The organism is Haloarcula sp. CBA1131 (assembly GCF_008728975.1).
Taxonomy (GTDB): domain Archaea; phylum Halobacteriota; class Halobacteria; order Halobacteriales; family Haloarculaceae; genus Haloarcula; species Haloarcula hispanica.
This window is the reverse complement of record NZ_RPCY01000001.1, coordinates 1,098,638-1,111,566: the sequence shown is the minus strand read 5'-3', so window position 1 is coordinate 1,111,566 and position 12,929 is coordinate 1,098,638. Positions and strand designations below refer to the sequence as shown.

The 12,929-nt window shown below is 66.1% G+C and carries 11 protein-coding genes; 4 read left to right on the top strand and 7 right to left on the bottom strand.

Annotated elements, in window-relative coordinates; translation table 11 throughout:
• Window positions 1-19: 19 nt before the first annotated feature.
• From Har1131_RS05750 to Har1131_RS05740, 3 genes are all read right to left on the bottom strand, one after another.
• Window positions 20-739, bottom strand: a complete 720-nt coding sequence (locus Har1131_RS05750) for an aspartate/glutamate racemase family protein (protein WP_225306778.1) — start codon at window positions 737-739, stop codon at window positions 20-22.
• 104 nt (window positions 740-843) lie between these two features.
• The gene (gene eis, locus Har1131_RS05745; protein WP_151145451.1) at window positions 844-2,034 is read right to left on the bottom strand and encodes an enhanced intracellular survival protein Eis; all 1,191 of its coding nucleotides are present in this window, start codon (window positions 2,032-2,034) and stop codon (window positions 844-846) included.
• Window positions 2,035-2,113: 79 nt separating this feature from the next.
• Window positions 2,114-3,178, bottom strand: coding sequence for a Brp/Blh family beta-carotene 15,15'-dioxygenase (locus tag Har1131_RS05740; RefSeq protein ID WP_151145448.1), 1,065 nt, complete (start codon window positions 3,176-3,178; stop codon window positions 2,114-2,116).
• 149 nt (window positions 3,179-3,327) lie between these two features.
• Here Har1131_RS05740 and Har1131_RS05735 point away from each other — a divergent pair, with 149 nt between their 5' ends.
• Complete coding sequence (locus tag Har1131_RS05735) at window positions 3,328-4,851, top strand: NAD(P)/FAD-dependent oxidoreductase (protein ID WP_050036961.1); 1,524 nt, start codon at window positions 3,328-3,330, stop codon at window positions 4,849-4,851.
• Between the two features lie 118 nt (window positions 4,852-4,969).
• Window positions 4,970-5,518 carry a hypoxanthine/guanine phosphoribosyltransferase gene (hpt, locus tag Har1131_RS05730; RefSeq protein WP_014041107.1) on the top strand — a complete coding sequence of 183 codons (549 nt, stop codon included), beginning with the start codon at window positions 4,970-4,972 and terminating at the stop codon, window positions 5,516-5,518.
• A gap of 18 nt (window positions 5,519-5,536) precedes the next feature.
• Here hpt and Har1131_RS05725 read toward each other — a convergent pair whose 3' ends face one another.
• Entirely contained in the window at window positions 5,537-5,839 is a 303-nt protein-coding gene (locus tag Har1131_RS05725) for a hypothetical protein (RefSeq protein ID WP_014041108.1), read from the bottom strand.
• Window positions 5,840-5,956: 117 nt separating this feature from the next.
• On the opposite strand from Har1131_RS05725, the gene Har1131_RS05720 reads away from it, so the two are divergent.
• Both Har1131_RS05720 and Har1131_RS05715 read left to right on the top strand, forming a co-directional pair.
• Entirely contained in the window at window positions 5,957-6,376 is a 420-nt protein-coding gene (locus Har1131_RS05720; RefSeq protein WP_014041109.1) for a disulfide bond formation protein B, read from the top strand.
• A gap of 62 nt (window positions 6,377-6,438) precedes the next feature.
• Complete coding sequence (locus Har1131_RS05715; protein WP_050036963.1) at window positions 6,439-7,470, top strand: aldo/keto reductase; 1,032 nt, start codon at window positions 6,439-6,441, stop codon at window positions 7,468-7,470.
• Window positions 7,471-7,579: 109 nt separating this feature from the next.
• Here Har1131_RS05715 and Har1131_RS05710 read toward each other — a convergent pair whose 3' ends face one another.
• The 3 genes from Har1131_RS05710 to Har1131_RS05700 all read right to left on the bottom strand — a co-directional run bounded on the left by Har1131_RS05710 (window position 7,580) and on the right by Har1131_RS05700 (window position 12,882).
• On the bottom strand, window positions 7,580-8,893 hold the full coding sequence (locus Har1131_RS05710; RefSeq protein WP_064288832.1) for an MFS transporter: 1,314 nt from the start codon (window positions 8,891-8,893) through the stop codon (window positions 7,580-7,582).
• 119 nt (window positions 8,894-9,012) lie between these two features.
• Entirely contained in the window at window positions 9,013-9,846 is an 834-nt protein-coding gene (gene nth / locus Har1131_RS05705) for an endonuclease III (RefSeq protein WP_014041112.1), read from the bottom strand.
• Between the two features lie 567 nt (window positions 9,847-10,413).
• Window positions 10,414-12,882: a DUF5059 domain-containing protein gene (locus tag Har1131_RS05700; protein WP_050036965.1), complete on the bottom strand. Its 2,469-nt coding sequence runs from the start codon at window positions 12,880-12,882 to the stop codon at window positions 10,414-10,416.
• Window positions 12,883-12,929: the final 47 nt, after the last annotated feature.

Below are 12,929 nucleotides of genomic sequence, written 5' to 3'. Positions count from 1 at the left end.
CCGCCCGTCTACAAGGGCATCAGTCCACGACGGCCGCCAGGCTTCGGTCAACGGCTCGCTCGACGTGCAGCGCCGTCGTGTCGAACAGCGGCGTGTCGGGGCAGTCCGACTGTTCGACGAGGAGTTCGATTTCGGTACAGCCGAGGACAATCCCTTGTGCCCCCGCCTCCACCAGCCCGTTGATGACGTCGAGATACCGCGCTCGTGAGTCGGGGCGCACCTCGCCGGCGGTCAGCTCATCGAAAATAATCCGGTCGACATCCTCACGGGCGCTCGGGTCGGGGACGACCGTCTCGATGCCGTGTGACGCGAACCGGTCGTGGTAGAACGCCCCCGACATCACGGCGTCCGTCCCCAGGACGCCGACGGTCTCGATGCCCGCAGCACGGATTGCCTCCGCCGCCACGTCGACGATGTGGAGGAACGGCACCGAGAGTGCCTCGACCAGTTGGGGCGCGACCCGGTGCATCGTGTTCGTCGCCATCACTACGAAGTCGGCTCCGGCGGCCTCCAGGTCCAGCGCCGCATCGACGAGGATTGACGCGGCGCTGTCCCAGGCCTGGTCACGGATACACTGCTCGATGGCGGCGAAGTTGACGCTCCGGATGACGATATCGCCTGCACTGTGCCCGCCGAGTACGTCGTTGATTCTGTGGTCGATACGCCGATAGTAGGTCCGCGTCGACTCGCTACTCATCCCGCCGAGGACGCCGATTGTCTGCATCTCGTCTAGTGGCATCGTGGTGACACTCAGTGGCCCCTTCCCAGCGAGTTCGCTTAGCGGTTCCGCCCCCAAGCTCGCCAGTGAGCGTCGACTGGGAGGAGCTGTCTTGGGGAACGCTCTCAGAAGAACTCGCCCAGATACACCGGCTCGGACTGGAACACGGTAGCGAGCGGGTCCCGAACCGAGTCGTCGCGTATCTCCAGGCCGGCCACTCGTTCGGCGGCGTCGACGCCATGGGTCCCGACGGCCAGTTGAGAGAGGGTCGCGATGTCGACGCTCACGTCGGCCGCCGAATCGCTGGCTGGACGCGGGTCGACTGTCGCAGTGCCGCCGCTCACTGACAGTTCGAACAGACCGTCATTGCGGTCGAGCAGCGGGTCGCTGACCGAGAGCGTGCAGTCGAGGCCCCCATCGGGCCAGTCGAGGCGTTCAAGATGAGATATGTCGGTCAGCCGCACCATCGGCCCGGGCTCGACGGTACAGTCGACCGCGCCAGGGTCGTCGACGCGATGGAGGAGGTCGGCGTCGGGTGGCAACTGGAGCGTGACGCGCTCTATCTGTGCGCCGTGGGTCCCGAGGAACGCGAACAGCTCGCGGCGGGCCTCCTCGTCGGCGGCCGCGAACTGTGTGGCCGAGAGCGTGCGGTCGGCATCGTCCGCGACGGTGTACACGACGTACCCACGGAGGTCACCGTTGCGTTCGTAACCGTAGCAGTACGGGACGCCGTCGTCGTCCCAGTCGGCGAGCGTCCGCTCGCGCCACCACGCTTCTGAGCGGCGGAGCGAAAGCGCCGTCCCGGCGGCTGAAGCGGACTCAACCTGACGGAGACGCTCCCAGTCGTCGGCGTCGAGGCGGACCATTTGTCCGGCGGTGTCGTGGTCTGGAAGTGCCGACGGCGGCAGATCGAAGCGGCGATATGTGTTCGCCGTGCTCCAGCCCAGGCGGCGGTAGAACGGCGTCGAGAACGGCCAGAGGGTGACGAACCCGACATCGGCCTCGCGGTACTCGTGTAAGGCGTGCCGGCAGAGGTCGGCGGCGTATCCTTTTCGGCGGTGTTCGGGCGGCGTCGCAACCGCGCCGAGGCCGCCGACCGTCGCCGCTTCGCCGCGAACGGTCGTGTCGAGATGGTACAGTTTGCAGACTGCTCGAAGCGTGTCACCGTCGTAGAGGCCCCGCTGGTCGAACAGCGACGGCGGCCAGTCACTATCGGGGTCCGGCGTCACCGGACCCGTTTCGGGCGCGAACGCGTACTGAAGTATCCGCTGGCAGGCTTCGCGGTCAGTCGTCGGGACAGGGCGGAATTCGGACATACCGACGCAGGCGTTCGCCAGCTACAGAAACCTAGTCATCTGTGGACCGACGCCGTGGCTGTCTCCGAATACTGCGCCGTCACGGCACGTACCAGATACCCCGGTCACGGTCGAGGACCGACCCGACGATGATGTGCGGGAGCGCGACGATACTGATGAACACGCTCCAAAACGCCACCGCGCCGGGGAGCAGGTCGCTCGCCCCCAGTGGGTTCGGGAACGCCCAGTAGACGGCGGCGAGGACGCCGAAGGTGGCCAGCGCCCCGACGACGAGGACGACCCAGGCGCGCAGTGCGACGGTCGAGGCGTCCGCGCCGCCGAGCAGGTCCCAGCGCTCGTCGCCGACCGGCTCTTGTTCCACGGATGCCGTCCGCGCCACCTGCCGAGCGGAGTACCAGAACGGGAAGTACAGGCCGACGGCGACGAGGACCGGAACGAACGCGAAATACGCCGCGAGCAGCAGCGACTCCCCGGCGTCGACAAGCCAGGAGCGGCCGCCGCCGCGCACGTAGCCAAGCAGGATATGCGCCGTCAGTGCGAGCCCGTAGCTCGACCCGATGACGAGCCGGGTCGTGTCGAACAAGCCTGCATACGACGAGAGCGCCCCAGGTTCGACGAGCCCGACCATCAGCGCACTGAACGCGTGGAACGTCTCCGGCCAGAACACGATGGGGACGAGCATCACCGCGCCGCCGCGGACGGCCGCCGCCAGCCCGCGCTGGAACCGGGTCTTGAGGTGCTCGGTGCCGCTCGTGGCTTCCAGCACCTGCAGGCCGCCGATTCCGCCCTTCGCCATGGCGACGGTCAGCGCCAGCGCGAGGCCGGCGACTGGCACAACGAGGAACAGGCCGACGAACCCGCCGATGGCCGCCAGATACACCGCGACGTACCGCCAGCGAAACGAGGGGCGACGGCGGCGGAGGTTCTCGAAGTGCTCGTACCCGCCGTGGGGGAGATTGAGCGCGACCATCCCGACGAGATACACCACCATCTGGGCCCGGAGCGGAACCCTGACGCCGACGGTGCCGAGGAGACCGAACGTGACGGCGAGTACCAGCAGGCTCGCCCGCGAGAGCCAGAGCGACGGATGGCGGTCGGTGTCCCGATGCCGCTGCCAGACGGACCCCAGGCCGGTCGTGGGCATATCGTGGCCCTAGGGAAATACTCACAATAAACGAGACAAGCGATTCCAGCGAACTGGGAACGGCCCAGTGGATTAATGATGACAGTGTCTGTTGTGAGGTCTTGAGAATCCAGACAACCCTTTTTCAGTCATAGTCGCTAGCGGCTGCTATGCGTGATGGCCTCCCTCGCGACCGGACGGTGACCGTCGTCGGCGGCGGCTTCGGCGGCCTCTCGGCTGCGTGCTATCTCGCTGACGCCGGGGCCGACGTGCGACTGGTCGAACGCCACGACCGCCTCGGCGGCCACGCGGGCGTCCTCGAACGGGACGGCTTCCGGTTCGACACCGGCCCGTCGTGGTACCTGATGCCCGACGTGTTCGAGCGCTTCTTCGGCCACTTCGACCGCGAGCCCGCGGACTACTACGAACTGGAGCGACTGGACCCCCAGTACCGGGTGTTCTGGAAGGACGGGGACCGCGTGACGATGCAACCGAACCGCCAGAACGCCCGCGAGGTGTTCGAATCCTACGAGGACGGGGCCGGCGACGCACTGGCTGACTATCTCGACACGGCCGAGCGCAACTACGACCTGGCGATGGACCGGGTCGTCTACGAGGGCCGCGAACGACTGCGTGACTACGTCGACACCGACCTCCTCCCGCTTGCGCCGCGGGCGCGGCTGTTCGGCTCGATGGACGACTACGTCGGCCGCTACGTCGACCACCCGAAGCTCCGGCAACTGCTCGAATACACGCTGGTGTTTCTGGGCGGGGCGCCACACAACACCCCGGCGCTGTACAGCATCATGAGCCACGTCGACCTGAACATAAACGTGTTCTACCCGGAGGGCGGCATCGCCGGCGTCGTCGACAGCCTCGGGTCGCTGGCGCAAGAACTCGGTGTCGACATCCGGACCGGGACCGAGGTCCAGCACATCGCCGGCGAGGCGGGGGCGTTCGAACTGACTATCGACGACGGCGTCGTCGCCTCCGACATCGTGGTCAGCAACGCCAACCCCGCCTACACCGAGCAGAATCTGCTCGACCCCGCCGTTCGCGACCACGACCCGGACCACTGGGACGACCAGACCTACGCGCCATCCGCGTTCATGCTGTATCTCGGCATCGAGGGCGACGTGGGTCCGCTGGCGCATCACTCGCTGGTGCTGCCGACAGACTGGGACGACCACTTCGAGCAGATATTCGACCGTCCGGCGTGGCCCGACGACCCCGCCTACTATCTCTCGGTCACGTCGAAGACCGACGAGACGGTCGCCCCTGACGGTCACCACGCCGTCGTCGTCCTCGTCCCCATCGCACCGGGGCTCAACGACGGCCCCGAGATTCGACAGGAGTACCGGGAGTTCGTGCTGGACGACCTCGCGGAACAGACCGGCGTGGACCTCCGTGACCGCATCGTCGTCGAGGAGTCGGCCTGCGTGAGCGAGTTCGCCGAGCGCTTCGGCGACCCCCAGGGGACGGCGCTCGGGCTGGCCCACACGCTGTTCCAGACCGGGCCGCTTCGCCCCGGCCACCGCGCCGGCCTCGAGGGGCTCTACTACACCGGGGCCTACACGACCCCCGGTATCGGGATGCCGATGTGTCTTATCAGCGGCGAGCACACCGCCCGGGACATCATTGAGGACAGCCCCTTCGAGACGAAACAGGACCGTTCGGCCTCGACGGCGGACTGACGCCGTCGCTTTCGGTTCGTCGTTTGTGTGGACCGTCCGAGTCACAACATGATACTGTAACGCACAGACCGCAGCCCAGCCTCGAACGGTTTATTGTCCCGCTTCAGGTAACGGGGGCATGGAGAAGCTCCGCGAGTCGCTGCACGAAGCCCCGATCATCGACAAGGACGGATACTCCTACCTGGTCCACCCGCTCAGCAACGGCGTCCCGATGCTGGAGCCGGAACTCCTCCGCGAGGTCGTCGTCGGCGTGACGCGGGCGGCCGACCTCGACGTGGACAAGATCGTCGCGCCGGAGGCGATGGGTATCCACATCGCGACCGCGCTCTCGCTCCAGACGGACATTCCGCTCGTGGTCATCCGCAAGCGTTCCTACGGCCTCGACGACGAGGTCCCGCTGCACAAGACCACCGGCTACTCCGAGTCGGAGATGTTCATCAACGACATCGAGGCGGGCGACGACCTGCTCATCGTCGACGACCTGCTCTCGACCGGCGGCACGATGGCCTCCATCTGCGAGGCGCTCGACGATATCGGGGCGGATATCTCGGACATCGTCGTCGTCTTCCGGAAACAGGGCGAGTCAGCGCTTGACGACACCGACTACGAAGTGACCAGCCTGCTCGATATCTCGGTCGATCAGAACGGCGTCACCATCCACGACTGAGAAGACTGCTGTCCCTGTTTACGCCTGCTCGACAGCGGCGGCCATGTGCTCTCGGGCTTCCTCGGGCGTCATCCCGCGAACGCCACACGCACAGGAGAGCAGTTCGGGGTCGGTCAGGTCGTCGACCTCCTCGGCGCTGGCCCGTTCGAGCGCGTCGTCCGCGGCGTCGTAGTCGAAGGTCACCCGATATGTGACCTGTGCCACCCCCTCGATCTGGTGGGACTCGTCGGGGTCGGGGTTTGCGATGGCCTCAGCGTGCTCTTCCTGCATCGCGGACTTCCACTGTTCGAGGTTCGCCTCGGGGTCCGAATCATCAGGCATACGCTGGCTGTCGGCGGCAGGCCTGAAAAAGCGAGCGCTGGCGCTCCGGTCAAGCGGGAGCCGAGAAAGAGGGCGACTCTCGGAACGCTTTTTCCGCCAGCAAACGCTGGCTTCCCTGTGGGCGATTCTCGATCCGATTCCGACCGAGCCCGGTTCCTGTTGGCCGCGGCGACTACCGTCGCCACCGTTGCGACGGCCGGCAGCCTCTATCTCTCGCTGGGCCTCGGGCTGACCCCCTGTCGGCTCTGCTGGTATCAGCGAATCCTCATGTATCCGCTGGTGGTCGTCCTCGGCGTCGCCGCCGTCGAGAACCGGCCCGGTGTCGTCCGGACGGCGCTGCCGCTGGCGGTGCCGGGGGCCGCCATCGCGGCCTACCACTCCTGGCTGCAGGTAAGCCAGACCACTTGCGGTCTCGGGGCGGTTAGCTGTGCCCAGATACAGTACCGGGTGTTCGGCCTGACCGTGCCGAACCTCTCGCTGACGGCGTTTCTCCTAGTGACCGGGCTGGTCGTCGCGGCGTCCGTGAAGCGGTCGTAGAGTACCGGTCAGCCTTCGCCGCGACCAAACCCCTTTTTCGGGTAGCCCCGCGTGGCTCCGGTATGGAATACACCAGACTCGGTTCGACCGGAACGACGGTTTCACAGCTGTGTTTCGGCACCTGGCGCTTCGGCCGGGAGACCGGCGGCGTCGTCGAAACCGACCGCGAGGAGGCCCACGAACTGCTGGACGCGGCGTGGGAGCGGGGCATCAACTTCATCGACACCGCCAACGTCTACGGCAACCCCAACGGGACCAGCGAGGAATACATCGGCGAGTGGCTCGACGACTACGACCGTGAGGACTTTGTCATCGCCTCGAAGGTGTACTTCCCCTTCGACGGTCGCGGCGAGCCCGGCCCCAACGACTCTGGTCTCGGCCGCAAGCACATCCGCGCACAGATCGAGGGGACGCTGGACCGCCTCGACACGGACTATCTCGACCTCTACTACATCCACCGCTGGGACGAGCACAGCGACATCGAGGAGACGCTGTCGACGCTCGACGACCTCGTCCGCGCGGGCAAGGTCCACCACCTCGGCGCGTCGACGATGGCCGCCTGGCAACTGACCAAGGCCCTCTGGAAGAGCGACGTCGAGGACTACGAACGCTTCGAGGTGACACAGCCGCTCTTCCACGCCGGCTACCGCGATGACGTGAAAGACTACCTCGATGTGTGTGCCGATCAGGACATCGCTGTCTGTCCGTACTCGCCGCTGGCCGGCGGCTTCCTCACGGGCAAGTACGAGCGCACGGACGACGACGACCCGACGGCCTTCGAGGGGCCGGAAGGCTCCCGAGGCTCGCTGTCCGACCGCTTCGAGGATTTCTACCTCTCGGAGCGCGGCTGGCACGTCCTCGACGAACTCCGCGCCGTCGCGGACGAACTCGACGCCACCCCCGCCCAGGTCGCGCTCCGCTGGCTCATCGAACAGCCGGATATCACCTGCGTCCCCATCGTCGGGGCCCGCACCGTCGACCAGCTCGACGAGAACGTCGGCGCGGCCGACATCTCGCTGTCCGACGACCAGTTCAACCGGATCGTGAGTGCCCGCTACGCCGAGGACGGCGAGCGCTGGGGCCACCGGGCGTAATCTACAAACTGACCGAACCGCGTTGTAGTCGGGATAGTCCGCTGTCGTTCGGAGGGGACTGGGATATACTCCTGACCCGGTCGGAACGCCCGGCCGACTGCCGACGGCTCTATGATGCCGATTTGCTGGCCCTGTCACCGGACGCAGTCACTGCCTCAGGCGCAATCGCCCCGAACAGCCAGACTGCGCCGCCAGCGACGAGAAACAGGCCGCCAAGCGCCGCAACTGCTGTGGTCGCCGTGGTTGCATCCGCCGCCACCCCAGCAGCAAGTGCCAGCGGCGTCCGGAGAGCCATATACGACATCGAGACCGCTGATAGCAACGTCGCCCGCCCGACCGCCTCGACATGGTCGTTAATATACCCGTTTGCGATGGGCTGGACCAGCGGCTTCGCGGTTCGGACTGTCGCGAACGTCGGTAGTGCCACCAGCGCAATCCACAGCGGTACCACGAGCGCGACAGCCGTCAGGGCTGGCACGACGATCACGGCTTTGCGGACGCCGAGACGGGCCTCAATTGCGCCGGCGTAGTAGCCGCCAGCGGACGAGACTGCTGTCAGGGCGGCGTATAGCACACCCAGTCCGAGCGCGAGCGCCGCGCCGGCCTCACCTGCTCGCGCCGCCGCGATCGGACCACCAGCGGGGACCTCTACGCCGAGAGTGGCGACGTACGGCCCCAGCGTCTCGACCGCCATCGGCTGGACGTAGGTGTGAGAAACGCTCAACACGGCATAGAACAGTCCGATGTACAGTATCAGTGCTCGGAGCGGCGGTCGAGCCAGATGCGTGCGGATGACGGCGACGGTTTCCAGCGGATCGAGACGGTCGCCGGAGTCAGAGTCACCACCCCGGTCTGCGTACTGCCGGTTCTTCGGCAATGAAAGCAGTGCGACGGACCCGAGGCTATTGAAACCGACCGCAGCAACGAACGGATAGATCGGGTCCAGCCCGTATAGCAGGCCACCGACAACCATTGAGACTGCCGCAGTCCAGTTCTGCATCGCGTCACCCCGGCCGCGGATATGGCTGAACTGCCCGCTATCGAGTCGTTCAGAGAGTGTATCGTACAGCCACGCATCCATACTCCCCGAGCGTAACGTCAGCGCCAGCGCCCACAGCGCATAGAGGAAGCCGTACCAGAGAAACCCCGAAGCGAGAACGAAGCCTGCGAGTGAGGTAACGGTGAACAGCACGCTGAGAAGGAGGCTCGCACGCCGCCCGAGCCTGTCACCGACGTAGCCTGTTGGTATCTCGCCGACGACTGACAGCGCCGAACAGACCGCTGAGAGGACACCGACCTGTGTGAACGTCAGTGTTCGCAGGAGAAACAAGGTGAAAATGGGAGTTATGAATCCGACCGAAATCGTGGCACGGTACAGGTAGTACCGGCGCACTAACCCACGGTCGGATACCGGTCCGAACATACGGACGTTGTCACTTTCGGGGGACTAAAGCACTTCCTGAAACGTGATTCAGTGCGATTTTTGACAGGAGAGTGCAGATATCAGCACCCAACGATAGTACTGCAGGGTACTGTGAAGCGTTAGACCGTTTCCGATGGGTCGGTGACCTCGTCAGCGGCCGGATACACGCCGACCTGGTCGCAGTGGCCCGCCAGCGGGCAGGCGTCGGGGTCGTCCAAACAGGCCGGCTTCCGGGCGCTACAGTACTCCCGACCGAACTGGATCATCGCGGTATGTCCGAAGCCGCATTTCTCCCCAGGGACGTCGCGTTCCAGATACTCGCGGACAGTCTCGTGGTCGGCGTCGGGCGGGGCCAGCCCCATCCGGCGGGCGATGCGGTGGACGTGTGTATCGACGGGGAACACACCGCCGCGACCGCCCGCGAACAGCAGGACGCAGTCGGCGGTCTTCGGGCCGACGCCGTTCATGTCGAGCAGCGTTGACCGCACCTTCTCGGGGTCGCTGTCGCGGACGAACTCGTCGAACCCGGCCTCACCGCCGTACTCCTCGCAGATACGCTGAGCGAGGGCGATGATGCGCTCGGACTTCTGGTTGTAGAGCCCGGCTGAGGAGATGGTCTCGGCGAGTTCGGGTTGGTCGGCGTCGGCCAGCGCGCGGGCGAGGTCAGCATCGGTGCCGCCACCGCTCGCAGCCCCGCCGCCGCTCCCGTACCGCGCCATCAATTCGTCGTGGGCCGGCTGGCTCGCCTTGTCGGAGGTGTTCTGGCTGAGAATCGTCCGGACCAGACACTCGAAGGCGTCCCGGCCGCCGTAGGTCTTCGTCCAGTACATTTCGCCGAGGCGGTCCACGATAGCTTCGGCCCGCGTCCCAGCCGTTTCCGGGTCGAACGTGGCTGACTGGCCGCCGCCAGCGGTCCCGCCGCTGATGTTCTCCGCTGGTTCCTCGTCGCTCATATCCAGTGCCAGGGCCGGCGGACTCAAAACGCCTACCCCGAACCGTTCGCATGACGGCGGCATCGCTTCTTCGCCGTCGCTATCGTCGTCAATGGTATGATGAACGGGAGTGATTGGCGGCGGGACCTATCCGGGCCGAGCGTCATCACAAAAGTGCTGATACAGACGATGTGAGATGGGTTCTCGTACTCTCCAGACACCATCCGCTGGGCGGACCGATAGTTCCGGTGTGGTCCACAGCAAAGGACCTGAAATGGGGCGTCCTTGGGGCGAGACGCCCACGGGACAGACACGAAAAACTCGTGGCGCGCGGCGACGGGCTATGCCCACGGTGGTCGTCGCCGCGAAAGATGGTCGAGACTGACAGGTCAATACCCGGTCACGTCCTGACTCTCACCTCCTGTAGGGCGGCGTTTGCGCGGACGACAGGGACGGCAGTACCCGACTCGCTACGGCGACAGATATCCCGTCTCGATGTGGCCTGTTCGTCCGGCATACAATTGTTTAGGCTACCCTAAAATACAAAAAGCCATCGGTTTCTAGGCGAGCCAAAAAGTAGAGCGTCGATTACTCCTCGACGATGACGGTGCCAACCATCCCCGCGGCTTCGTGCGGAATACAGACGTAGCCGTGCTCGCCAGCCGTCTCGAACGTGTGAACGTAACTCTGGCCGGACTGCACTGCCCCTTCCCCGTTCTCCCATCCCTCGCGTGCGGCCGACTCGCTCTCGAATCCGCCGGAGGCCCAGTAGGTCGCGTCCGACGGGATTTCGTCCGCCACAGCGGTGACCGAGTGCGGTTCGCCGCCGACGTGTTCCCAGGCGACTTTATCGCCGACGCTGACAGTGAGTTCTTCCGGCGCATACGCCACTGCTTCCATGTCGACGACGTGGTCGGCGTCGTCGGGAACGCCCTCGACGACGTTCGGGCCGCCGGACAGCGACGTCTCGGTCTCCTCGGACTCCTCGCTACCGTGGCCTCCGGACCCGCTCGGGGCGCTGTCGACAGCGCCGACGACAGCGAACTGCCCGGTTCGTGTGGCATCCGCCATCCGTGTCGGGTTGCCGTCGCCGTTCGTCAGCCCTTGCGAGTAGTCGCTCAACGCAGCCTCGAAGTTCTCGTAGGCGTCGTGGTCCGCTTCCTCCAGCATCTCGTGAACCCGTGCTTCCTCGAAGGTCGCGAAGACGTCCTGTACGATGGCTGTCGCGGCCTCCCCGTTGCCGCCGGCGCTCCCGGCGATGGCATACGCCGCCGCGATGGCCTCGTCGTTGAACGCTGTCGCCGCGCTGGTGACATCCCCACCGTCCTGAGCGGCAGCACGAACGTCGGAAAGCGTCGATTCGAAGCTCTCGTAGATTTCCCCGTCGGTTTCTTCCAGCGCCTCGTGGAAGCCCGCCGCGCCGCTCTCGAAGTGGGCGAAGGTATCCTGGATGACGGTCGCCGCGCGGTCGGTTTCCGACAGCGCCGCGAGGCCGGCCGCGTCGAAGGCCCGCCCGATCATGTAGTCCGCCTCCGCTCCGCTGGCGACAGCCGTCGACAGGGCCGCTTCGAAGTCAAGCAAGGCCTGCTGGACCCCGTCGTGATGGGTCGCCACGGCTTCGCTGTCGTCGTTCTCGTAGGCCGACTGGAGTGCCACGAGGTGTTCCTCTTCGAAGCGATGGTAGAGGTCCTCGCTCTCGTGCTCCATCGTCTCGTGGAAGCCGAGTTCGTTCTCCTCGAAGCGGGCGAACACGTCTGAGACGATAGTCGCCGCGCTGTCGGCGTCGCCGAGGCGATACAGTTCGCGAGCGTCCGCAATGCGCGCACGGAAGAAGGCGGACTCCAGCGCCGCCCGGGCGTCCTCGCCGCCGACCAGCGCTTCGATACCAGTCACGAGGTTCGTATCGACCGTTTCGACGGCGCTGTCGATGCCGTCCGCGCTCCCGTTCTCGATGGCACTGGAAAGGTCCTCCAGTCCGCCCTCGAAGGCTTCGTAGGCCTCGCCGTCGGCCTCCTCCAGCGCGTCGTGCGCGTTCGCTCCCTCGAAGTGAGCGAAGACGTTCTCGACGGCCGTCGACGCTGCATCGGCCGCGTCGTTGGCGGCGAGCCAGTCCGCATCGGCAATCCGGGCACGGTAGCTGTTCAGCGTGACCGTGTGCGCGTACGCCTGCCCGGGACCGCCGGCGGACGCGAGTGCGGCCGCGTCCCAGCCGCGGGCCTGCATCGTCGCGAGGTGACCTGCACCAGCGACCGCCTCTTGCTGGACCAGCGCATACGCACCTGTGACAGTCGCATCGAGCGCGGCGCGGGCCTGTTCGGTGACACCGCTCGCGTCTTCACTGCCCGCGGCGGAACCGATGCCAGCCAGTGCGTTCTCGAAGGCTTCGTAGGACTCCGCGTCCGCAGTCTCTATTTTGCTGTACACCAGCGCGTCCTCGAACGCGGTCATCGTCTCCTCCGCGATGGTAGCGGCCGCTTCGAAAGCGCCCAGCGTCCCGGCCATGGCGGCATTGCTCGCCCGACTACCCAGCACGAGCAGGTCCAGCACTCTGGTGGCCTGCTGTCCGGCAGCGGCCTGCTGCGCTGTCTGGAGGTGGCCCGACGCTTTGTCTGCGGCCGAGGCGGCTCCGGACACGTCGCCCTCGGACAGCGACGACTGGACGGACCCGAGCGCGTCCTCGAACCCCTCGTATGCCGACTCGGACGTGGCTTCTAGCTGTTCGTGGGCTCCGTACTCGCCCGACGCCCCCTCGAAGCGGGCGAAAACGCTCTGGGCGACAGTCGCCCCGGCACCGGGTGCGCCGGCCCGGCCCAGCGCGACGGCGTCGTACAGCCGCGCCCGGTAGACGTTCCACTCAGTCGCGACAGCGGTCATCGGCCCGACCGAGACGCCGCTTTCGTCCCCCTCGTCGGTTTCCGCACCCGTTACCTGTTCTGTCGCTGCTTCGGTATCAGCTGACGCCGTGTTCGGTTCGGACGACCCCTGGCTTGGACAGCCAGCAAGGAGTCCCGTCGCAGCGATCCCCACCGTCTTCAGCAAGTCGCGTCTCTGTGGCATACAGTCGATTAGGCAGGCCTAAAAGACTTAACAGCACCGATTTTTCG

Coding starts and splice junctions, on each gene's coding strand:
- Har1131_RS05750 (WP_225306778.1), bottom strand. CDS start 739: ATGCCACTAGACGAGATGCAGACAATCGGCGTCCTCGGCGGGATGAGT.
- eis (WP_151145451.1), bottom strand. CDS start 2,034: ATGTCCGAATTCCGCCCTGTCCCGACGACTGACCGCGAAGCCTGCCAG.
- Har1131_RS05740 (WP_151145448.1), bottom strand. CDS start 3,178: ATGCCCACGACCGGCCTGGGGTCCGTCTGGCAGCGGCATCGGGACACC.
- Har1131_RS05735 (WP_050036961.1), top strand. CDS start 3,328: ATGCGTGATGGCCTCCCTCGCGACCGGACGGTGACCGTCGTCGGCGGC.
- hpt (WP_014041107.1), top strand. CDS start 4,970: ATGGAGAAGCTCCGCGAGTCGCTGCACGAAGCCCCGATCATCGACAAG.
- Har1131_RS05725 (WP_014041108.1), bottom strand. CDS start 5,839: ATGCCTGATGATTCGGACCCCGAGGCGAACCTCGAACAGTGGAAGTCC.
- Har1131_RS05715 (WP_050036963.1), top strand. CDS start 6,439: ATGGAATACACCAGACTCGGTTCGACCGGAACGACGGTTTCACAGCTG.
- Har1131_RS05710 (WP_064288832.1), bottom strand. CDS start 8,893: ATGTTCGGACCGGTATCCGACCGTGGGTTAGTGCGCCGGTACTACCTG.
- nth (WP_014041112.1), bottom strand. CDS start 9,846: ATGAGCGACGAGGAACCAGCGGAGAACATCAGCGGCGGGACCGCTGGC.
- Har1131_RS05700 (WP_050036965.1), bottom strand. CDS start 12,882: ATGCCACAGAGACGCGACTTGCTGAAGACGGTGGGGATCGCTGCGACG.